Genomic DNA, 22480 nt, shown 5'->3' with positions numbered 1-22480 from the left:
GTTCTCCTTAACTCTTTACTTGCTGCTCATTTTGTGGGTCAAAACAGCGCTGCGCCAAAGCCTCCCACCTATAACCTCTGGATTTCAGCTTCTCCGCAGCCTGTCAGCAAATAAATACTTTTGTTGAACGAGTCGAGCCGTCAAAACCCTTTAGTTATCGTGGTTTTTCTTGGTTGACCCTATGCGGTTGTCAAGTAAGGAACAAAAATTTTTGCAAAAAATAAGCCCTACAAGGCTTTCAATCGGTTCTTACACCAATTTGAGCCTTGTAGGGCTTATCTTCTTATTCATAATTCGGGGGCTTAACCTGACTACAGATGATATTATTCCAGCATACACCAATCGCCTGAACTGAAATACACCGCTCCCACGTACAGCATTTTTATGGACGAAGACTCTTTACAAGAATCTGAAATTCCTGTTCTGTATCCACAAAGTGGTAAGGCGCATACTCACCATACGCTGTTGGCCTGCTGATTGTTACAAGCTGTACTCCCTTATATCCAACCTCTCTGTTCAATTCTCTTTTTAATTCCACCAGATGCTTCCCATGCGTCGTTTTTAGAGCAAAGCAACCATGTGCATTACGATCTTTTGCTACCAAATAGCACATTATTCAGCACCTCCTTAAATTCATGTTCATTCCGAATCAATCCATTTTCATACATTTCACGCATTATCTTCCTGTTTCCACGGGATAACTCTTTTTATACAGATAATCATGAAGCCAGTTATTTAATTGCCTATCAAACAACGTATTAAATTGGATTTCTATGGGGTAATGCCTTCCACTTTTCTGATAGTACACATGGACACCCCTGTAACCATCATCCACTGCCTTTCCTTTTGCCATATCAGCAATCCGGAACGGTGAATGCTCTTCCTCCAATATTTGATCGTAGCTATCACAAAAAGCCCGGAAGCCCAGAATATCATTAAATACTTTTCGTGTCTGATGATCCGGGTAGTAACGATCATACTTCAAAAGCATAGAATCCAAGCTCTTAACCCTGTAGTCTAGCGCAATATTAGAAAGGATTTCCTGTTCATCCAACCACTCAGTCATCGAAATCAGTTCAGCAATTAACAAATCTTTATCAAAATAATGCAAGTTCTTCTTCAACGGAATTCCCAAATGCGACTCAAATGATAGTGCATCTAAAATTCCCACCGATAAGCCATTCATTTTCAGCAATTGCTCATTCATAGAGATGCCCCACTGTTTATTAGGATTCCTATGTTATCGGTTTTCAATTAATTGAGCCTCGTATAGCCTATCTGCTCATTCGATATAGTTTTAGTGACCAGCTGTTCTTAGCAGCCTTATCATCACTCGAATTATATTTCGTCTGAGTTATCGCATGAGCAAGCTGGTTTTCCATCAGCATTCACTTCCCAGCAACAGGTTCAACGGGAGTGTATACTCTTCCTATTATGCTTTCATCTTACCATAAAACGCTTTGCATATCAAGCTGACATATGTAAACTTTTCGGCACAGATTTGTCCGTATCGCTCTTTTCGGCATCATGCCGTCATTTAAATTGATGTTTTCCCCTGCCACCAATCATTTGCTTTCAATAGTTTTCAGTTCTTCAAGGTAATAGTCGCCATGATAGAATTCAGAAACATCCATATCAAGAGCTTCAATTACTCGACACGCCAAGCCAAAAGAACAGGTCAAAATACTTCTTTCCCCAGATTCCAACCTTTGATATTGACGCAAGGTTATTTTTGCGCGATCAGCAATCTCTTGTTGCGTCAGCCTTAACATTTGTCGTTTTTTCAATAAGACGGCTGCCGCTGTTGGAATTATCGTTTGAAAGCCATCTAAAATTCCGGCATGCATAATATCGGCTCCCTTCATCACGTCCATTTGGACGTATTATACGTCCAAGTGGACGTGATGTCAAGTTCTACACTTTTGAGGCGAGAGGGCACTTTGTTCATCTTTTCAAGCGAAATGATAACCGCATTTTTCTCGGCATCATATCGCCCCTTAAATTGATGATCCTTTCCTGCCACTAGGCCATTTGCCTCCAGCAGTGCCTGAATGAACTGTATTCCGTTAATCATCATCCGGCACTGCCCATCGGTCAGCAGCCTGTCCGGGACCTTAAAGGACATGGGATGTTCGGCGGTACACGGTGTAATCACAATAGACTTCCGATCTTTCCTCTGCAAAACGCAGATATAGGCCGGACTCCCAAGAATGCGAATAACGTCTTTTCCTACATTCATTCTTCGGCTTTCCGCCGGAATCGTCACCCGCAGGTTCATAAGTCGTCCCGAATTCATGTCGGCATTCCTCTCTCGTCAAGCTCATAACTCGATTGCTGCATATTCACAGGTTGTTCCGGCAAATGGGGCAACGCTGTATTTTCTGGTAGTTCGTTTTTCTGTGTCATCGGTAGCTTCGGCACTGTATCCTCTTCCCGTACAGATTCATCCAATACTGCTGACCCCTGATACCCAATGAAGTCCTCAAACATATTCAGCTGGTGGTCCGCAACGTAATCATTATAAGATTTTCCGATTCGATTCTTATAGGCATCCGGGAAGAATTTCATTTGTTTTTTCTTCATTTCACCAGTAATCGGGTCCGTATATTCCTGTGGTTTTGGGGTGAACATGATTGCTTCTTCCAAATCGAACAACATACAAAGCCCCTGATCTGAGTTGGCTACCCGTCCGAGCACTTTATAGCGGCATTCCCGGTTCCAGTTCATGATTTTGAAGATATTTTCCACAAATTCCAAAGAGGTAATATCCTTATTTACCCAGTTTTCGCCCTTTTGCCTTGCCCACTCAACAGATGCGCTGTCCTCTTCCGGGCACATAATCAGCGCAAGTCGCTTTTTGTTTGGATGCAAAATCGGAAGGACGTACTTAATTCCTTCAAAAAGCCGGATGCAGGCCATATTGAATTTCATAACACCGTACTTTATGCTCACTGCGGGCTTATTCAGCATGGAAAACTGTGTGCGTGGCGGCAATCCATAACCATCGAATTTTTCGTACTCCAATTCTCTTTTATGTTCTTTCCGTATCTGCGCCAGTTCGCGAATCAAGGAGATTTCCCGAACGCTTAGTTCCTGCTCCCTGCTTTTTTCTTCCATTTTACAAATCCTCCTACATCGACATTAAAAGGTCGTCCAGTTCACGCTGAACTTCATTTCTGCTCGGAATTGTGCCAATCATGGGATTTTCTACGACTTGGCCAGATTCCATCACATCACGCGCCGTAATGCTCTGAATCCACTTGCTCCGATACAATCGGCATTCCAGATTCATCGAACGATTCTCCGCCTGTTCATACTGATTTTTCCTAGTCAAAATCCGGGACTCATCCAATTCAAAAAGCAGGAATTGTGCATTTTCCTGTCCACGGCAGATGCCACGGCACTGATAACGGCAATTCATTCTCCAGTTCAATGTTTGAAAGACCAGACCAGAAAATGCTCTGGCTGAAAAAGCACTATGAACGTCATTGCCCTCTCGCCATTGCATCGCCGTTGAAGAGTCACAGTTGCTCTTTCGCAGGATCACGACCTGTAAAATCGGATGATAAAGCAGTTCCACATACTCGCAGTCGTCCAACCGGGTATGGCAAGCCTTGCTGAAACGGATTCCGTTTTGGGAGATTGTCATAACCGGGCTGCTTTGATTGATAAAAAACGCACCGGAAAGCGTCAAATAATCAGATGGCAATGCCATATCTGACTTCTTTCCAGATCGCATTTCTGCCATCTTGTTCAGTTCGGTCACTTCTTCTGGCATATAAGCACTCAGACTAAGGCTGCGAATACTTTCAACATTGATACCACTCCAGTTCGGATGGATGCCCACAAATCCTTTTAATGCTCCCTGCCGGATTACCACAATATCCTGCACCCCGCACTTTTTGCTGCTGGATGCCACAAGATGTGCAGCCCTTGCAATCTCCGGCGAAACAATCGCTTCGTGATGTTCTGGAACGTAGGCAGAGCAACGATTTCCGTTATTCTTTGTGACCTTACCCAACTTGTAGTCCACCACAATGCTCTTCCGAGCTTCCAGATCACCCCAGCGGCGTTCATTTTTCATGATGTTTGCTACCATCACACCGTTCCACTCCTGCCTGCCGCGCAGGGTGCTGCGCTTTTTCTGCGTCAGGATCATTGCAATCTGATCGTAGTTATACCCTTGAATAAATGCCAGAAAGATAAACCGCACCGTCTTTGCTTCTTCCGGCTCGATCACCAACTGGCCATCCTTAGTATGCCGATACCCCATCAGGTCAGCCACCGGGTACTGACCTGTCATAATGCGCTGATCATACGAAAGGATCATCCGGCGGCTCTTGTTGCCCGATTCCCAGTCTGCCAAAAGTGCCTGTATATCGAGGTTGTACTGGCTATTCGGGTTAAGCGTGTAGATATTTTCGGTTTCAAAGTACACACCGATGGGATGCGCCGGGTGCATGGTTTTCAGTGCTGCGATCTGTGTCATGCAATCCGAAAAATTTCGCGCAAACCGCGAAATGCTGGCACAGATAATCAAATCCATCTTCTGGTCTTTGGCATCCTGCATCATGCGCTTAAACGCATCCCGTTTCCGCAGTGAAGTACCCGATTTTCCTTCGTCACTGTAAATATCCTGCAAATTCCAGTTTTCCGTTTCTGCAATCTTTTTGGTGTAATATAGAGTCTGGTTTTCAATGGAAGAAATCTGTTCTTCGCTGGAAGTGCTGACACGGGCATAAACGGCTACACGCTTCAGGTCGCTGTCGTAAATCGACGGTGTCGGTTTCGCCGGACGAAAGTAGTCTTTTGCCGTTTTCTGGCCCTGTTCTGCCTGCTTATGGATTCTGTCACGAATTTCTGCTTTTCGCCTTTCAGATTCCAGATGTCGGCTCTGCCAGTCTGCTTCACTCGGCAGAACGTCCACATCTTCTGCCGGGATATGTTCTACGTTCATTTCTTTTCAGCCTTTGTCATTTCATGTTCCAGTCGGATTCTCCACTCAAGATAATCTTTCCTTCGGATCGATGTATATTTTTCAGCCAATTCTTTCAGGCTCTGCCGTTGGTTATCAACATCAAGAATGGTGTCGATTCTCTGGTCGTCATCATCCGTAACAACATCCACTCGCATCGGCATGTCAAACAGATATTTCAGCAGAAAACAGAAATCACAGGTATTTGCTGCAAGATAGGCCCTTGTCTGCGAGAAAATCAGATTTACGGAACCATTTTTGCAATCTTTGAGCAGATGCACCATTTCCGGGCGTTTATAAATTTCCTTATTTCCTGTAATGTCAATATAGACACCAACCAGCCTTTTATCCGCATCATCCCTGAACTTTTCAGCATAGTAGGAGCTATGATAGGCTACCGCTGCGTCTTTGGAACGCTCCCACAGCTTTGCAAGTTTCACATAGCCGCCAACTTTATGCCTGTGGTCCATTTACAGCACCTTCTTCCGGCTGAACACTCCAATACCATCTCCGCTTCTTCTGATAGCAGTGGATTCCCATTTCCGTTTTTACCATCCGTGCTACTCGCCTGCTGATACCCTCATTGTCCAGACGACAATACATTTCATTTGCGCTCATATCGCCTTTTTCAAGGAAATGCTTGATCCAGTAAACAGCTTTCTGCTGCTCGGTATCAAATTTAGGTTCGGTATCCGACTGTTGATTTTCAAAGGGTTGTGGTCTGCATTCCAGCCACCGAAAGCCCTTGTCGGCAGAAATGGAAAAACGGATGTCTTCTGCCGTAGGCGCAAGACTGTTTTTGATTTGATGTACGATTCTTATATCAGGGTTCTCGGCATCCCGTTCAACCTGCAAAACACTTCGTGCTGCTGCCACAACATCAATGCTGCCAAGGCTGCGGTACAGCCCTTTGGAACCTTCTTTTTTGTTGAGATGTCCAATCAGAACGATAGCGCAGTCGTAACCAGCAGCCCACATTCCAAGGCGGCGCATGAGTTTTCGCGCTCTGCCTGCAATCTGCAAATCAGAATCACTGCCAAGATAAGCCTGAATCGGGTCGATCACGACCAATCGCGGCCGGAATTCAATGATTGCCTGACGGATACGCTCATCGTCCAATGTAAGGCCGTTATAAACTTCTTCGTTGATGAAAGCAATCTTCTTGCAGTCTGCTCCGCAGCGTTCCAGACGGGGCTTTATCGTGTCTGAAACGCCATCCTCGGAGCACTGATAAATCACTTTTTGCGGCGCACCGATCTTACAGCCGTCCGGGGTCTTACCACCCGTTGAAAGTTCCGCAATCAGATTCATCATCATGGTGGATTTTCCATCGCCGGGATCACCCTGCAGCAGTGTGATTTTCCCGATTGCAATAAAGGGATACCACAGCCACCGTACATCCGTTGACTGAACTTCGCTATACAGTGTCAGCAGCCGTTCCATTTCGTTTTCCCCACTTTATTTTGCAGTTTGATTTCATGCTTTTATTATACGCTTATCAGATGATTTTTTCTGTGAACCAGCAGTTCACTTGTTCCTTAAAATGTGACCTACTGGATCACATTTTGGCCTCAGAAGCCATCTCCGCTAGAGGGGAAAAATAATAATTCTGACTTCTATGCAAATTGCCTCTTTGGTTCTTATTGATTCATTTCTCCATAAGTCAAAGCATTCTTATGCGGACCATATCCAGCCTTTTCTCTATACAGTTCTTCTGACCGAAAATGGTAGTATATCTGTGTTAACTGTGCCCCACTATGCAGCGCCAGTAAGCATTTTTCTTCGTCTGCATCCGTTTTATCATGCAGTTCGATTCCACGCTCTTATTATACACTTATCAGATGATTTTTTCTGTAAACTGCCAGTTTACACATGCCCCAAAACGTAAACCAGCAGTTACATTTTGCCCTCAGAATACACGCCTGCTGGGGGTGTGCCCACCGAATTCTGAGCTATACATTCGGTTCTTTTCTCTATTGTTATAGTGCTGCAAATCTAAAATAATAGTATTGGCTTATGTGGGGCATGTGAAAGGAATGTTTTGTATGTCCATTAATTGTATTGCTTTGGGGAAACGAATTAGTTTCTATCGTTTGAAGTTCAACATGACTCAGGAAAAGCTTGCTGATTTAACCGACTGTAGTCGTGAATATATTGCTTATCTTGAAAGCGGTGCTAAGACTCCCAGTTTGCCAATCCTGATTAATCTTGCCAACGTTCTACATATTTCTGTCGATGAGTTACTGGTTGACAGCCTTGATTATTCGATTTCCTCTTCTGATTCCGATTTGCATCGCCTCTTGTTGGACTGTAGCGAAGTCGAACAGACTGTCATTATTCGCATGGCAAAGGAGTTAAAGGCCACTCTTGTCAGCCTTGGAATTTAACATTTTTTCGCAGTAAAAACACAAAATAAAACGGCCCGCATAAGCTGCAGACGCACCCTCGAATCTTCCTGGGTGCCGTCTGTGGTTTATGCGAGCCTTTGTTTTTTGATTATCAGAACGCTGTATTTACCTTAAATCAGGAAATCACTGCACTCACTTTTCCTCATAGCTGTTCAATGTGTCCTCAAATGTAAAACGGATTTTCACACGCTCATCGTTGAAAACCTCAATACGGTCAATAAAGGTTTCCACCACATTCTGCGATAAGTGCATCACATCGCCTGCTTCTCCCACCTTATTCATCACGGCTTGCAAATTATCCGTATCCTTTTTCACAGGATGGAAAATTTGATTTTTCTCGGTACGCAGCCGTTGAATCTGCTCCATCCGTTCATCTTCCTGCACTCTGTAGGCATCTCTCTGCCGGATAAATTCTTCCTTGCTCATGTTTCCATCGGCATACTGCTCATACAGTGCAACGCGCTGTTTTATGATTTCTGCCTTTTCTGCACTCAGCTTTTCTTCCTGCCGTTCCAGTGCGGAAAAGCAGATCAACGCTTTGCGTTCCCGTTCGTGCAGAATTTCCAGTATATGCTCCGCCTGTTTTATTTGCGCTGTCAGTGCACTTCGGGCAATCTCTTCCAGCAGTTCCTCAGAAATCGGGATTCGCTTGCAGGGGCTGTCCACCGCTGTGGCCGAAAATCTGCAGTTAAAAGAAGGGCCAAGTTTCTTGAGAACACGGTATTTCATCAATTTCTGGCAGTAGCCGCAGTAGACCTTTCCTTTCAGCGGATACTGGCGTTTTGTGTAGTTCCCGGTTTGGTGATTCCCATGCTGCAGCATAATGACCTTTTGTGCCTGTTCAAATTCTTCCGGGGTCACAATGGCGGCATGACTGTCTTCAATTCGTACCTGCTGTTCCAACGGCGCGCGCAGGACCCGATGCTTGCACGGAACAGGCATAATGAATTTCGCGCCCACATAGGTGCCCTTATACTTCTCATTTTTCAGAACATGATAAACCGTTCCGCTTGTCCAATGGCTGCGCTGCAAGTCCCATGCTTTCTGCTCGCTGTACACATGGTTTTCCGCCACATGATATGCTGCCGGGGTCGGGATCTGCTTTTCATTCAGGATTTTTGCGATGGTGCCCGTTCTGTTGCCCTGCAATGCCAGTTCAAAGATCAACCGTACATACTGGCTGGCTACCGGGTCAAGGATCAGCTTATGGCAATCGTTCGGGTCCGGTAGGAATCCGAACGGGCGGTATCCTCCGAGATACATTCCTTTCTTCTGCATCACATGGTCGGCTGCTGCGATTTTGGCAGAAAGGTCCCGGCTGTAGGATGCGTTGATGATGTTCTTGATGGCCACTTCCAGCCCTCGCACATCGTTTCCGGCGTGTATTCCACTGTCATACCCATCGTTGACAGAAATAAAGCGAACGCCCAGCAGCGGGAAGATGCGCTCCATATAATCGCCTGCCTCAATGTAATCACGGGCAAACCGAGAAAAGTCCTTTACAATAATTGCTTTCACCTTTCCGGCCTGCGCGTCCTCAATCAACCGCTGAAACGCAGGGCGGCTTGTAGAGGTGCCGGAATAGCCATCGTCAACGTACTCCTGACGCGGCTCTGCAGCCAGTTCCGGGCGAGCCATGATATACCCCTCTACCAGTCCGCGCTGGCCCTGAATGCTGTTGCTCTCGGCCTTATCAGCACCCACATCCTCGTCCGCAAGGGAAAGTCGGTAATAGGTTCCGATCATCTGCTGCTCACCGCCTTTCATACGTGTAGATCAATTCTGTCTTTACAATTTCCGCTGCACGATTTTCCAGATTGCTCATGCGGCGCACCCATTCCATCTGATTTTCTTCTTTCAGTTTTTCCGATACCCCCTCCCGCTGGCTCATCTGCTCAATCAAAACCTCATATCGCTCTGCTGCCTGTTCTTCCACATCTGCCAAAACAGTATCCAGCTTTCCACTCAGCAGCAGGCTCTGATAATAAGCTGGTTTTCGCAGTTTCAGGTACGCCTTGTATAGCATTCCCCAGCGGCCAATCGGACGAGTCCGTGGCAGTTTCAAGGCTGGCAGGTAATAATCGCCAACCAAAACATATTCCATCCCTGTCCGGGCATCATAGATTTTTTCTTTCATTGTCTGTCCTCCTTCTTCTTTAGAACACAAATTCCGTGTAAGTATTTTTCTTGTGATCCACTTCAATTTTCTTTACATACTGCTGCAGATTGTCTGCCGTCAAAAGGACTTCTGTGCTGCCTGCAATCTGCTTTTTCTGCTGCAGTTCTTCTTGAACAACGTCCAGTTCTTTCTCTTTTTCAGCTTTCGTCTGTCTCAGTGTTGTGATTTCATTTTCCAAACCCTGCTTCAGTTCCAGAAATTTTTCTTTTGAAATTTTCCCAAGGACATACTGCTCATAGCTGCTGCGCTTCTGTGATTCCAGTCGAACGATGCTGCCCGACAGCTGTTCAATTTTACGGTTTAATGCCACTTTCTTTGTTTCAAGTACGCTTTTCCCGGAATTCTTCTGTATCAGCTTTTTCAAGTTCTTATGTTCTTCTAACCGCTGGTGCAGTTCCTTATGGATGCCGTTCCAGAGGTCTTTCTCGGAGATGGAAACATGGCAAGATGCACAGTAAAAATACAGCGTACCATCACTTTGCCAATGACAAACCAATTTTTCTCCGCACTTTTTGCAAGAGATTCTGCCTTTGAAGATGTTCGGATTGTTCTTTCTGCGCTGTCTGCACCACTTTTTTCGCTCTTCCTTGACTGCTTGCTCGGCTTCCCGTAATGCGGAAACTTCATCAAACAGTTCCCAGCTGATAATCGCCGGATGGCTGTCCGGCACCATCCGCCAGCTTTCCCGTGGATTCTGCCCGATTTTCCGATTCGTTTCATCGTAGGCGATGCGGTTATAGACCATTGTTCCTGTGTAGATTGGATTTTCCAGCACCTTTGTCACGAACACGGTCTGCCATGCTGGGTCCTTTACCCGCAAGGTGTTTTTCAGGTATCCCAGCTGACAGCGGCGTGTAAAAGGTGTCGGGATTCCCTGCGCAGACAGCTTCTTTGCAATCTCGCGCTCTTTCATGCCGGATTTCTTCCAGAGAAAAATCCGAACTACCACATCGCTGACTTCCTCGTCCAGAATCAAATGATTCTGCTGATTTCTCTTGTAACCGAACGGAACAGGCGTATAGATTTCTCCTCGTGCTTCCTTGGAACGAAAGCACGACTGAATCTTCTTGGACAGGTCTTTCGAGTACATTTCATTGATCATGCTCTTGATCGGCACCAGCATCCCGTCCCGACTTTGGCTGTTCAGGCTATCATAATTATCATTGATGGCGATAAATCTTACGCCAAACAGTGGAAACACTTGCTCCAGATACTGACCTGTTTCTACGAAATTACGACCCAGTCGGGAGAAATCCTTTACCACGATGCAGTCGATTTTCCGCTCCTGCAGTGCTTTTAGAAGCCTCTCAAATTCCGGGCGGTCAAAATTTGTTCCTGTACACCGCTTGTCTGCAAACACATCCAGCAGCATCAGGTCATCTCGATGGTTAATGTACTCCTTGATATAGGAAATTTGCACTTCCAGTGATTCCGTATTCCGAAGCACATCATCGAAATCAGACAATCGTGCGTAAATTGCGGTTTTCCAGATACGGTGCTGCGCGTTCTCGGCTTCCCGCTGCGCCGCACTTACCTTCTTGCTTACTCTTGCCATAAGTCACAGCCTCCTTTCAAGCGGACACTTCATGCTGCCCCATCTGCTTTTGATGCAGTTCTTCCAGCAGGTCCGAAATTTCATCCTGAAATCGGAACGTGATTTCCACCCGGTTGCCCTCATACACTTCAATTTTCTCAATCAACTCAACGACCATTGGGCGGGTGACTTCTTCCAGTTTCCGATACTTGCGGTACACGTCCAGAAACGGATAAGCATTCGGGGCAGTCTGCAGATTTTGCTGTTCCGCTTCCAGTTCCATGATTTTGCGGTCATATTCTTCGATCCGCTTGCTGTACAGTTCGTTGTAGTTCAGAAAATCTTCCCGTGTGAGGATTTCGTCTGCATAGTCCCCGTACAGCTTTTCCTTAATGCCCTGCGTATGGGCCTTTTCTGCGGTCAACTGCCGAATCTGCCGCTCGATACGCCGCACACGGTATGGCTCCTGCCGGGCCTGCCGGATGCTTTCTACAAACTCGGCTTCCTCCATCACGATCTGGATCTGCATCTGGAGTGCGTTCCGCACGATGTTATAGAGCTTTTCATCCCGCAGGTTATGGCTCGTGCAGCTGCCTTTGTTCTGCTTGCTGCCGGAGCACTGATAATAGATGTACCGCTTGTCTTTATAGCTGGCTGACCTGCGCACCAGCCGACTGCCGCAGTCCCCACAGTAGAGAAAGCCTGCAAACAGAGCCACCGTTTCGGCATCGTTCGGCCTGCGGGTTTCGGTTTTCAGAATCCGCTGCACCAGCTCAAACTGCTCTGCCGGAACGATTGCCTCATGGGTGTTGTCCACGATCGTCCAGTCCCGCATCGGCACGTTCATTTTCTTTTTAGAGCGATAATCCAGTCGCCGGGTTTTTCCTTGTACCAGTTTCCCGGTATAAACCTCATTGTGCAGAATGCGATCTATCGCCTTGGCAGACCACGGCGGCTCATCGCTCTTGCGGAAATGCAGGCTCAGCTTTGCCCCGCTCTGCAGCTTTCGCGCGGCTGGGGACGGCACTTTCTCTGCATTCAATCGGTCTGCGATGCCCTGATTGCTCATGCCGCTGATCTTCCAGCGGAAAATATCTTGCACCGTTTCCGCTGCCAGTTCGTCTATAATCAGTTTGCTGTGATTTGTAGGGTCTTTCTGGTATCCATACGCTGCAAAGCTTCCCACAAAATCGCCGCGCTTGCGCTTGACCGCAAGCTGGCTCTTGATTTTGACGGAAATATCCCGGCAGTAGGCATCATTGAGCAGATTCCGCATCGGGACCATGATGGAATCACTGGTCTTCCACGCAGATTGGCTGTCATAGTTATCTGTTACTGCAATCAGCCGGACCCTCATGACCGGGAAAATCCGTTCCAGATAACGCCCCACTTCAATGTAATTTCGACCGAAACGGGACAAATCTTTCACAAGAATGCAGTTGATAGTCCCTTGTTCCAGTTCCTGAAACAGCCTTTGAAACGCAGGGCGTTCAAAGTTCGAGCCGGAGTAGCCATCATCCACAAACTCATCCACAATGCACAGTTCCGGGTGGTCTGCGGCATAGGCTTCCAGCAAGGTACGCTGGTTTGCAATGCTGTCGCTCTCTGTTTTATCGCCATCCTCACGGGATAAACGTAAATACAGGGCTGTACGATAACGAGTTGAATTTTTCTGCGGTTTCTTCTGCGAATTTAAATCAGGGTATAACAAAAGCCTTCCACCTCCTTAACGAATCGGCAATACTGTTCGTCAGAGAAGCGAAAGGCTCCACATTTTTCTATGTAGAACAAGCCTGCCGAGCATACTTTACTCAGCTGGCACATTCCTATTTTCTTACCCACAAACAGCTTACCAGAATCATCACCCTTTGTCCAGCACTTTATCGCATTAAAGCTCGAAATTTTTCTGTGCGATTTTTCAGCAGCTTGCCGAAACTTTCTCTACCGTTTCAGCTGGCAGACTGAAAACATCTGCCAATGCGCTCAGACAGTGTGCTGCTCCCTCTCGGTGCGAAATTCAGCTTCACAATGATTCCGTTGTCCAGATAGCAATAAGGATTTCTGACCTTATCCAGCAGATTTTTCAGCCTTTCCTCCTGCTGCAATCCGTGTTCCACTGCATCCTGCGGCAGTTCCTGCAGTTCATGCTGTTCTATCGTGCGGATGTCCCGGTTCTTCATCTGGTGGATCTGCTCCAACCAACTCATTGTGCTGTTTTCTTTCAATCGCGTACCTCCCATTCAAGCCAGAAGTGTTTTCAGCAAGTTCAATTTTTCCTGTCCTATGTTCTTTCTCATGCTGGGACCCGTGCAGGCAATCGGGGTACACAGTTCCAGCAGACGGTCATAGATACGGGCGTGAGCGGTATCCTGTGGGTTCTTCAACTCCGTCAGGGTCAGGTTCGTGGTAACAATCAGCGGTTTCCGACTGCGGTAACGGCTGTCGATGATGTTATAAATCTGCTCCAGCGCATATTCCGTGCCGCGCTCCATACCGAAATCATCAATGACAAGCAGCGGATAACTGCACAGCCTGCCCACGACTTCGTTTCGCCCGGCAAAAGCACTGTTCAGTTCGTTCATAATTCGGGCAAAATTCGTCATGCAGACTGCCACCTCCTGCTCTATCAGGGCATTGGCAATACAGCCCACCATGAAACTCTTGCCTGTACCAACACCGCCCCAGAGCAGCAGCCCCACATTCTTCTCCCGCATTTCCGGCCAGTGATTCACATACCGCTGTGCCAGCTGCATCTGTGGATTTTGCCCATTGTCGTTTTCAAACGTCCAATTCTGCATCGCCCAGTCGGTAAAGCCCTGCAGCTTCAGCCGCCGCACGTTCTCGTGATGCAGCCTTGCTTTTTCTTCGGCTTCTTGCTTTTCTCTCACCGCCTGCCTGCACAGGCATTCAGCCGGATGGCGGTCACGACCAAACAGCTTTCTTCCGTTCGGGAAGAACGCTTCCTTAGGGGTATTGCAGCTGCCGCAGTACAGCAGCCCATCTTCTGCAACGTAATCCTGCGGTTCTGCCGAAATCGTCATAAGCCTGTCCATCGCTGTTTGGATCGTTTCCGTCATAAACTTTCCTCCTTGCTGTAGGTGTAGTCAGGGATTCCTGTTCCCGGTTTCTGTTGTTTTTTCTTTCGTGCCGACCAGCTGCGCAGGGTCGCCGCATGGTCTGCGTACTTTTTGCCTGTAGACTGCATATAGGCCGAAAGGTCTTCGATCAGAGTATCCAACTCTGCAATTTCGATTTTCAGTTCCGAATAATTTTCCAGAAAAACATTCTGATACCGCCCATATGCTTCTTTGGTTCTATTTATTTTGTTTAATCTTAGGTTATTCTTATTTATTTGGTTAGGTGTGCAGTTTTGCGCAATCGTATTGCTCACTTTTGAGCAATCAGGCTGCTCATTTTTGACCATCTCGCTTGCGCATTTCTGCACAGTCTGAGGAACGCCGAGAAATATCTGATTGGGCTTGGAAAAGCCATTGGACCGCCGTTCGATCAGCCGTGCGGCTTCCAGTTCCCGCAGAGCACGGGTGACACTGGAAATGCTGCTCTGCAGATCTGCCGCCAGCCCTGCCAGCGGATAGAGCACATATACCCGGCCCTGCGCATCCAACCAGCTGTTCTTCTGGGAAAGGGTCATGCGGTCCAGCAGCAGAACATAGGTCAGCCGTGCTGTATGGGACAAGCTCATCTGCAGCAGAAATTTTGGATAAGGAAAATACGCGGGCAGTGGGGTTTGTGCTTTGATGTACTCTTTACTCAAGCTTCCTCCTAATCGTTTTCAAAAGTCCCTGCCGAATGGGAAAGCCCTGCACGGGCTTACGCATCCGGTAGGGTTCCGGGGTGCGGGGTGGAAGACCCTGTTGCTTACAGGCTCATATCATAGCTGCGCTTCTTGCGTTTCGGTTGACGCTCTCGCTGCTGCACTTTTTCCATTTCAAGGATGCTATCCACATTGGCAAGTACCGTCTGTATTTCTGCATTGCGTTCCTTAAAATAGTGATATGTTTCATACCGTGCATCCTTTGTGCGCATCAGAAGTTCTTTTTCATCCCGGAGGTCTTTCATCAGAGGGAATTTTTCGTCCAGGAAATCCTGCTTTAGAAATTGACGCGCTTCTTCATATTTGGTAATATCCTCTGCATGGGCCTGACGGAAACATTTCTTATTGGTAGATTTCAGAAAGTCACCATAGACTGATTTTGTAGAAAGATACTGTCCCAAATAATGAATCTGCTCATTGACCTCTTTCAGTTTGACTTCCGTGAATCTCGCATCACTTCGCGCTGCTGCCATTTTTCGGTCAATACTTTCTGCAGTTTTATAGAGTTCTTCATAAGAATCATACCCGTGCTCTTGCACATAGAGAACGGTCTGCGCCATCTTCTGTAAATTTGAGATTTTGACCTTCTGGGCATAGGCATAGCTTTGCTGAGCCTTTACGCAATCCTGCAAATTTACAACCAGCCGGAGATTCGATTTGATGTACAGTGCGTCCATAGGATCATCAACACGCCACTGCTGCTTTTCTTTCTCAGCTGCATTGCACTGAAAAAGCAGCAAAAGATGCTCACGGTCAAAACTGGCTCCCAGTGTTCTGGCTGAGATGAATTTATCTCTGTCTGCCGGAAGATAGCTGAATCGTCCTCGATGGTCTTTCACCAAAATGCCGTATTCCAGCTTTAATAGGTTTTGGAAATCCATAAAAGATACAGATTGTTTTGCTATATCGGTAATGGCATTTCGGATTTTTTCCTTCTCCGTTTCAAAAGTCGTCTTTGCTGGTGTGAACCCATCGCCAAGAAGTTCCAGATTGGTAAGGTCCAGGTTGATCTGTCCGCGCCGTTTAGCGTAATATTCCTGCTCCGAAACTTTCGCAAGAGAGGGGGAAAGCAAATCAACCTGATACAGATTTTCCCTCATGCAAATATCCATCAGAGATTTCTGTAAATGTTTCAAGTAGTCTTTTGTCAAATGGTGCTTGTAGCCAGCCTTGCTATCAATGGGCCGTTCCATAAAAGGCTGCGACGACACATCCAGTTTCCGCAGACTGTTGATTACGATATGCACATGAATGTTGCCGCTGCCGTTGTGCCCGTCCATGTGCGTACAGACCAATGCCTGATGCCCCGGAAAATTAGCTTTTGCATATTCCAGTCCGATGGCCTGCGCACGTTCTCCTGTCAGACCGCACTCATCCTTATCAGCAGGGTCAAAGCTGATGATGTAGTGGTGGGATTTGATTTCATCCTTGTTTTTATTCTTCTGATATTCGCGGTTCAGCTGCTGGCAGGCTGCATCGAAAGAATAGGGTTCACAGTTCAGGCCGTCCAGATAAAACTCATCCCGCATGATGCGATTGCCGTTTTTGTCCAGAATCGGCTTTTTCCGAAGTTCGTCATGTTTGAAAATCAGGTACTCCAGCGCAGCACCATAGTTGGAACTCTTACTTGCGATATGCTTTAAGATTGCCATAGTTCTTTCCTGCCATTTCTGCAACCTGCTCCCGCATTTCAAAAATGCAGGCAATCGCATGGTTGATGTTTTCGAGCATAGCGCGCGACTGGATACCGCCGCTGTTGAAGAACGCCGCGATCTGGTTCAAGTTGTTCCCGATGGCGGCAAACTCCCGTGTGATAGCTTCGATCTCGTCCGGGTGGACATAGAACACATACGAGGTATTCACGCGGCCTTTCATCAGCATCTGCGCTGTAAATTCAGAGAGGGTCATTCCGGCATCTTCTGCCTGCTGGTGTAAAAGCTCATATACTGCTTCTGTAACTCGTGCGGAGATTACTTTTGTCTTTACGATAGGTTTCACTTTTTTCTTCGTTCGTGGCATGGGGTCTCCTTTCCAAAATCAAGAATTTGATTTTCCCGGCAGTGCATCTGCACTCCGGCTGTGACCTGCTGCGGCAGGCCACCAACAGGCAAAATCATGCGATTTTGCACGATGTGAGGGTATGGGGAGCGCAATCCCCATCAAGATGCCGCCGTGGAGAAACCGCCCGCAGGAGCGGTTTCGTATACAAAGGCGAATCTTGCTCTTAACTACCGTCCACTCTGTCCCGGCCCGTTCCTACCCGATTTTATCCGGCGTATTTTCCGGTAAGACGCGCAAAATGCACATTCAGTACCAGATGTATCCTGCTGGGGTGGCTCATGTGATTTTCAAGGTGCGATGTAACTTTGTAAGGAATTAGGGATTTTCGGAAGTGAATCCAAGCAAATAGGTCTGTTTTGGAATATAGCCCTTACACCCTATACAAACTTTAAGGGGTGTTTTTAAACTACCTTTCCGAAAAATTCAGAATTTTTTCACTTTTTTAAACAACTTTCTACACCTATAGCATTTTAAAATAGGCATTTGGCAACCAAATTTTCAAATTTTATTTGAACTTTTTCTTACTCCTTACACCAATATGAATCTATAGAGCCATTTTGGAATACAGTTCTGAAAAAATTTATAATTTTAAATAAAAAGAAAAACGGCAAAGTTCAAAATCGAACCTTACCGTTTTATATGCACTTACGCTATTTCAATTTTTTCTAATGATGGTTTATCTCTAGTGGCTGGCCTTTCAATTTACAGGCTATATCCTCTATCACGAATTACATCGACAACTTCGGAAACATATTTCTGACAAGTGTCATGGTCGGGGGCTTCCACCATCACGCGCACCAGAGGTTCAGTGCTTGACTCGCGGACAAGGATACGCCCGGTATCGCCCAGAGCTTCAGCCACCTTAGACCCTGCTTCCTGCATGGCAGTATCATCATGAGTTTCTTTTTTATCGTTACAATGTTTTCAGGTATTCCATAAAATTAATCTTGTTTTCCAACGCCGTTGTCGTGGGGCGTCCAAGATTATCTCTCGCACCAATAGAACACTTTGCTTCAATGAAACTGAGCTCATTCCGAGATTTTGCGGCCTCCAGCTCGTCATCTAAATCCTTAAAATTATCTACACTCACCGCATTAGGATATCCACAAGCTTTTGCAATAGCTACAAGATCAATCTTAGAGGCAACTGTAGGCATACCGCCAACGGTCTCATGCGCACCATTGTTAATGACAATATGAATCATATTCTTTGGTGCATTGGCTCCCAAAACAGCCATTGAACCCATATGCATCAAAACTGCGCCATCGCCATCGATGCACCACACTCTTGTATCCGGCTTATTGATTGCAACACCAAGTGCAATACTGCTGCTATGCCCCATAGAGCCAACCGTTAAGAAGTCATATTTGTGACTCTGCCCATTGGCCACACGTGTTTCAAACAGTTCGCGACTGGCTTTTCCAGTGGTGCTTATAATAGGATCTTCTCCGCTGACATTCACTATATGCTGGATAATTTCTTCCCGAACCATCGTGTTATCATTCGCATACGTCACTTTTCCATCATAAGAAAGTGCGCCTTTACGAATAACAAAAGCCACATCTTTTCCGTCAGCAAGAATTGTCTTAAACTCCTGCATAGCAGACTCTACCTCTTCATCAGTCGTATCTTTACCAATGATGAAAGATTTGATTCCCATATCATCCAATAACTTAACAGTAACTTCGCCTTGATAAATGTGCTGAGGCTCATCGTGAATACCTGGTTCGCCTCTCCAACCAACTACAAACACAACTGGAATCGCATAGACCTTATCATTCAACAAGGACGCGACCGGATTGATGACATTACCTTCCCCAGAATTCTGCATGTACACTACAGGGATTTTACCGGTTGCAAGATGATACCCAGCAGCAAGTGCAGTACAATTACCTTCATTTGCAGCAATAATATGATGCTTCTGATCAATTCCATACTCTTTAATCAGGTAATTACACAGTGCCTTCAGCTGCGAATCAGGGACACCTGTGTAAAAATCAGATCCAATGATTTCTAATAGTCTCTCAACTTTCATATTATTCCCTCTCAGATTTCGTCGATCAATGTAATAATGTCCTTAATCGGAAGAAGCCTGTCATCAACTTCCTTGGCGCGATGATATTTCAAAATATCCTCTGCCGTTTTCTTCATTGCAGGAAATGCACTTCTTGTAAGCTGATTTGCATAAATTACAATGTTGACCCCATGCTCTGCCAGTTCAGCTTCCGTAATCGTGTTGAACGAAGAAGGAACGACTACGATAGGTGTCGTTTTGTTTTCTGCTCTAAATTGATCACAGAATTCCAAAATCTCTGTGGGATCTTTCTTTCTACTGTGAATCATAATCCCATCTGCCCCTGCTTTCACAAACGCATGAGCACGAGTCAATGCATCTTCCATTCCCTGTTCAAGAATCAGGCTCTCTATACGCGCAATAATCATAAAGTCATCTGTCAGCTGCGCTTTTTTCCCTGCCGCAATCTTAGCAGAGAAATTTTCAATACTATCCTGTGTCTGTTTTACCTCAGTTCCAAACAAAGAGTTCTTCTTCAAGCCCGTTTTGTCTTCAATAATGATTGCAGAAACACCCATCTTCTCCAAGGTGCGAACAGTGTATACAAAATGCTCCGTAAGCCCGCCAGTATCGCCATCAAAAATAATCGGCTTGGTGGTAACCTCTGTCACATCGTTAATCGTCTGGAACCGGGAAGTCATATCAACCAACTCAATATCAGGTTTTCCCTTAGCCGTAGAATCGCATAGAGAGCTAATCCACATCGCATCGAACTGATCCAACTCACCATTATGTTCGACAACCGTTTTCTCCGCAATCAAGCCGGTAATGCCATTATGCACTTCGATTGCCTTCACGATCGGGCGGATGGAAATCAGCTGTTTCAGCCTCTTGCGGCGATACTCCGGCATCGCAAGTTTTGCCTTAATGCGGTCATCTGTATTCTTGACATCTTCATTGTAGGTATAAGGAACATCAATGATCTCACCGCCATACGGCTCTAACAGGGCAGCCACATTGTCCCGAATAGCTTTCATTGGTCCATGCAACCAATTATCACCATGAATCACATAATCCGGATGAAGCTCTGCAACGACCTCATCGTACATCACATCATTCTGTATTACGACATTGCTTACCTCTGGAATGTCTTTTACAAGCTGAACTCGTTCCTCAAAACTCACTGTTGGGAAGCGATTGAAACGGATCATTGCAGCATCACTAAGCACGCCTACTACGACTTCCCCATATTTTCTTGCTTCATGAATAATATTTAAATGTCCCTCGTGAATAACATCAGTGCAAAAACAAGTATAAACTCTCTTCATATTTATGCCTCCTCTTTGTATACAACCGGAATTTGAATGTTATTTACTTCCAAAGCATCCCGGAACACCTTGAAGAAATCTTTAATGTCATTCTCGTCAATGGCTCCTAATGCGCAAAGCCGGAATGTATTCGTTGTGGAAATCTTGCCTGGATAGATGGTAAATCCCCTCTTGTAACAATAATCGTGAACTTTCTCAAAGTCCCAGTTGGGGTCATCAGGATAAATTGCAGAAACGACCAGACCCGATTGCCATTCCCGCTTAATCACATCTTTGAATCCCAACTCGTCCAAGCCAGCATGGATCGCCTCAAAAACGCGAGTATGGCGTGCCCACTTTGCCTCTTCTCCCTCTGCCCAGTATTCTTTCAATGCCTGAATCGTTGCATAAATAGTTTGCACCGGTGGAGTAAAGTGCATCTCACCTGTCTTTTCAAAGAATTCATATTGTAGATACAAGTTGCAATAATAAGAACGCTTAGGAAAATTCTTAGAATCCTCAATAATGGCACGGTTTCCCACCACAAAAGACAATCCTGTCATAGCCATCAATCCCTTTTGAGCAGATGCCATACAGAAGTCGATATTATCTTTTTCAATATCAATGGGTCGCATCGCATAGGTGGAGGTGGTATCAACGGTGAAAATCGCACCATATTTATGTGCAAGCGCACCAATTTCACGAATTGGATTCAGGATTCCTGTTCCTGTTTCGTTATGGGTTGTATGTACAAGACCAATATCAGGGTTATTTTTTAAAGCATCCTCAACCACCGAAAGCACCGGTCTCTGATTCACTGGGAATCGAAGATCAATATGAGGCAACCCATAATACTGGCATATTTCCACCGCTCTTGTACTATAAGCACCATTATTCACTACCAGAACCTTCTTGCCTTCGGGAAGTAACGAATTAATACACACATCAATGTTTATTGTTCCCGATCCGCAGAACAGAACACTGGTGTACTTGTCCAGATTTCCATGCACAATTCTCACCAAATCTTCTCGCAATCCCTTCATTAGGCCTGCAAATTCTTTTTCTCTAGGGCAAATATCAGGAACAACCTGCGCTAATTTCACTGTATCTGTTGTAGTCGAAGGACCCGGGTTCAAAAGTACATTCCTCTTAATGCTAATTCCATCTGACATTTCTCAGTTTCCTCCTATTGTTCATTTTAATTTTACACATCATAGGTTTTATCGATTGCCTTCAGTTCACAGAAGGTATCAATTTCCACAATATCCTCATCTTTACACTCACGGACTTCTACTTTATAATGGTCCTTTTTATATACAAGCGGAACTTGTTCCCAATAACGTTCCTTTCCGCCCGGTGCAGCATAAACATCTGGAATATCCTGAGAAAGCCTATGTCCATCATTTTCATTCCAGTAAGATATACCAACCATCTGCCAACAATCTTCACCACCAACTTTTTCTTCGGTGATAATGCCGTCATTTACCTCAAAGCACCAGTCATCTGTCCGATCTTTCTTGATTGCAAGGAAGTCCGAGTTGTAGTGGTATTTGGTTATAATTTTCGGATTAGAAATCAGCAAATCCGCTTCAAACACATAAGCATTTGACAGCATATAACGCGCTACCATCGAAGAAGAAATGTTATTTGCTTCGTTGTAAACAGGGTTTTCCAAGAACTTAATCATCGGATACTTGTAGAGCAACTGGTCAAACTGATCTGCCAGATAGCCGCGTACAATATAGATTTCATTGATACCAGCTTCCAAGCAGGCATCAATCAGACGGTCAATAATACGAACGCCATGAACACGAACCAGTGGCTTAGGGGTATTAAATGTAATGGGAACCAGCCGGGAGCCAAAACCTGCTGCAATAAAGATGGCGCGCTTAGCACGGTAGGGTTCCAGTGCAGCCAAGCCCTCATTCGTAATTTCTCCCTCATTTACATATTTAAGTTCGGTGAGTTCCTTCATCACGCGATTTACAGTTCCAAGAGAATGGCCGATTTTCTCCTCAATTTGACGCTGAGAGGGCGGACTTTTTTCTTTTGCCAGAAGTGCTAAAATGTCGAATTGCTTTCTTGTGAGTATCATTCTGTTTTCTCCTTTCATCTTATTCAGTTTATCTTTCATATTTTTATAGCAATGAACGCGAAGCATTCATTT

At 45.7% G+C, this 22480-nt stretch carries 22 protein-coding genes and 1 pseudogene; 1 reads left to right on the top strand and 22 read right to left on the bottom strand.

Features of this window, described 5'->3' with window-relative positions; genetic code table 11:
* Positions 1–382: 382 nt before the first annotated feature.
* From DXA70_RS01060 to DXA70_RS01025, 8 genes are all read right to left on the bottom strand, one after another.
* The gene (locus tag DXA70_RS01060; protein ID WP_128117335.1) at positions 383–613 is read right to left on the bottom strand and encodes a DUF6718 family protein; all 231 of its coding nucleotides are present in this window, start codon (positions 611–613) and stop codon (positions 383–385) included.
* A 63-nt stretch (positions 614–676) separates the two neighbouring features.
* Positions 677–1207 (bottom strand): hypothetical protein, encoded by a 531-nt coding sequence (locus DXA70_RS01055; RefSeq protein WP_243000918.1) that lies wholly within the window; start codon positions 1205–1207, stop codon positions 677–679.
* A gap of 358 nt (positions 1208–1565) precedes the next feature.
* A complete protein-coding gene (locus DXA70_RS01050; protein WP_128117334.1) occupies positions 1566–1874 on the bottom strand; it encodes a helix-turn-helix transcriptional regulator in 309 nt (102 codons plus the stop codon).
* A complete protein-coding gene (locus DXA70_RS01045) occupies positions 1865–2278 on the bottom strand; it encodes a hypothetical protein (RefSeq protein ID WP_128117333.1) in 414 nt (137 codons plus the stop codon). The genes DXA70_RS01050 and DXA70_RS01045 overlap by 10 nt, the downstream gene beginning before the upstream one ends.
* 14 nt (positions 2279–2292) lie before the next feature.
* Positions 2293–3117, bottom strand: coding sequence for a hypothetical protein (locus DXA70_RS01040; RefSeq protein ID WP_128117332.1), 825 nt, complete (start codon positions 3115–3117; stop codon positions 2293–2295).
* A gap of 13 nt (positions 3118–3130) precedes the next feature.
* Entirely contained in the window at positions 3131–4957 is a 1827-nt protein-coding gene (locus DXA70_RS01035) for a recombinase family protein (RefSeq protein WP_128117331.1), read from the bottom strand.
* Positions 4954–5445: a hypothetical protein gene (locus DXA70_RS01030; RefSeq protein ID WP_128117330.1), complete on the bottom strand. Its 492-nt coding sequence runs from the start codon at positions 5443–5445 to the stop codon at positions 4954–4956. Before DXA70_RS01030 ends, DXA70_RS01035 begins: the two co-directional genes overlap by 4 nt.
* Positions 5429–6418 carry an AAA family ATPase gene (locus DXA70_RS01025; protein ID WP_128117329.1) on the bottom strand — a complete coding sequence of 330 codons (990 nt, stop codon included), beginning with the start codon at positions 6416–6418 and terminating at the stop codon, positions 5429–5431. The genes DXA70_RS01030 and DXA70_RS01025 overlap by 17 nt, the downstream gene beginning before the upstream one ends.
* A gap of 602 nt (positions 6419–7020) precedes the next feature.
* Between DXA70_RS01025 and DXA70_RS01020 the strand changes: the two genes are divergently transcribed.
* Positions 7021–7362, top strand: coding sequence for a helix-turn-helix transcriptional regulator (locus DXA70_RS01020; RefSeq protein WP_158565118.1), 342 nt, complete (start codon positions 7021–7023; stop codon positions 7360–7362).
* Positions 7363–7515: 153 nt separating this feature from the next.
* Here the strand turns inward: DXA70_RS01020 and DXA70_RS01015 are convergent, their stop codons facing one another.
* From DXA70_RS01015 to DXA70_RS00950, 14 genes and pseudogenes are all read right to left on the bottom strand, one after another.
* Positions 7516–9129: a recombinase family protein gene (locus tag DXA70_RS01015; RefSeq protein ID WP_158565117.1), complete on the bottom strand. Its 1614-nt coding sequence runs from the start codon at positions 9127–9129 to the stop codon at positions 7516–7518.
* Between the two features lie 7 nt (positions 9130–9136).
* On the bottom strand, positions 9137–9520 hold the full coding sequence (locus tag DXA70_RS01010; protein WP_128117326.1) for a TnpV protein: 384 nt from the start codon (positions 9518–9520) through the stop codon (positions 9137–9139).
* Positions 9521–9539: 19 nt separating this feature from the next.
* The gene (locus DXA70_RS01005; protein ID WP_128117325.1) at positions 9540–11117 is read right to left on the bottom strand and encodes a recombinase family protein; all 1578 of its coding nucleotides are present in this window, start codon (positions 11115–11117) and stop codon (positions 9540–9542) included.
* Between the two features lie 16 nt (positions 11118–11133).
* Positions 11134–12807, bottom strand: a complete 1674-nt coding sequence (locus DXA70_RS01000) for a recombinase family protein (RefSeq protein ID WP_128117324.1) — start codon at positions 12805–12807, stop codon at positions 11134–11136.
* Between the two features lie 238 nt (positions 12808–13045).
* A complete protein-coding gene (locus tag DXA70_RS00995) occupies positions 13046–13321 on the bottom strand; it encodes a DUF6870 family protein (protein ID WP_128117323.1) in 276 nt (91 codons plus the stop codon).
* Positions 13322–13336: 15 nt separating this feature from the next.
* The gene (locus DXA70_RS00990; protein WP_128117322.1) at positions 13337–14173 is read right to left on the bottom strand and encodes an ATP-binding protein; all 837 of its coding nucleotides are present in this window, start codon (positions 14171–14173) and stop codon (positions 13337–13339) included.
* Entirely contained in the window at positions 14170–14871 is a 702-nt protein-coding gene (locus tag DXA70_RS00985) for a replication initiator protein A (protein WP_128117321.1), read from the bottom strand. The genes DXA70_RS00990 and DXA70_RS00985 overlap by 4 nt, the downstream gene beginning before the upstream one ends.
* Positions 14872–14975: 104 nt before the next feature.
* Positions 14976–16583 (bottom strand): relaxase/mobilization nuclease domain-containing protein, encoded by a 1608-nt coding sequence (locus tag DXA70_RS00980; protein WP_128117320.1) that lies wholly within the window; start codon positions 16581–16583, stop codon positions 14976–14978.
* Complete coding sequence (gene mobC, locus DXA70_RS00975; RefSeq protein ID WP_158565116.1) at positions 16555–16839, bottom strand: plasmid mobilization relaxosome protein MobC; 285 nt, start codon at positions 16837–16839, stop codon at positions 16555–16557. The genes DXA70_RS00980 and mobC overlap by 29 nt, the downstream gene beginning before the upstream one ends.
* 855 nt (positions 16840–17694) lie before the next feature.
* Positions 17695–17904: pseudogene (locus tag DXA70_RS00970) on the bottom strand (phosphoglucosamine mutase); the annotation flags it as partial.
* Position 17905: 1 nt separating this feature from the next.
* Entirely contained in the window at positions 17906–19027 is a 1122-nt protein-coding gene (gene aepY, locus DXA70_RS00965) for a phosphonopyruvate decarboxylase (protein WP_128117317.1), read from the bottom strand.
* 11 nt (positions 19028–19038) lie between these two features.
* Positions 19039–20334 (bottom strand): phosphoenolpyruvate mutase, encoded by a 1296-nt coding sequence (gene aepX, locus DXA70_RS00960; protein ID WP_128117316.1) that lies wholly within the window; start codon positions 20332–20334, stop codon positions 19039–19041.
* Positions 20335–20336: 2 nt separating this feature from the next.
* Positions 20337–21485: a 2-aminoethylphosphonate aminotransferase gene (locus DXA70_RS00955; protein WP_243000915.1), complete on the bottom strand. Its 1149-nt coding sequence runs from the start codon at positions 21483–21485 to the stop codon at positions 20337–20339.
* A 32-nt stretch (positions 21486–21517) separates the two neighbouring features.
* Positions 21518–22408 carry a sugar phosphate nucleotidyltransferase gene (locus DXA70_RS00950; RefSeq protein WP_128117315.1) on the bottom strand — a complete coding sequence of 297 codons (891 nt, stop codon included), beginning with the start codon at positions 22406–22408 and terminating at the stop codon, positions 21518–21520.
* Positions 22409–22480: the final 72 nt, after the last annotated feature.

Source organism: Faecalibacterium sp. OF04-11AC, assembly GCF_003460645.1.
Lineage (GTDB): Bacteria > Bacillota > Clostridia > Oscillospirales > Ruminococcaceae > Faecalibacterium > Faecalibacterium prausnitzii_I.
The sequence above is the reverse complement of the archived record's forward strand: the minus strand, read 5'-3'. Positions and strand labels throughout refer to the sequence as shown.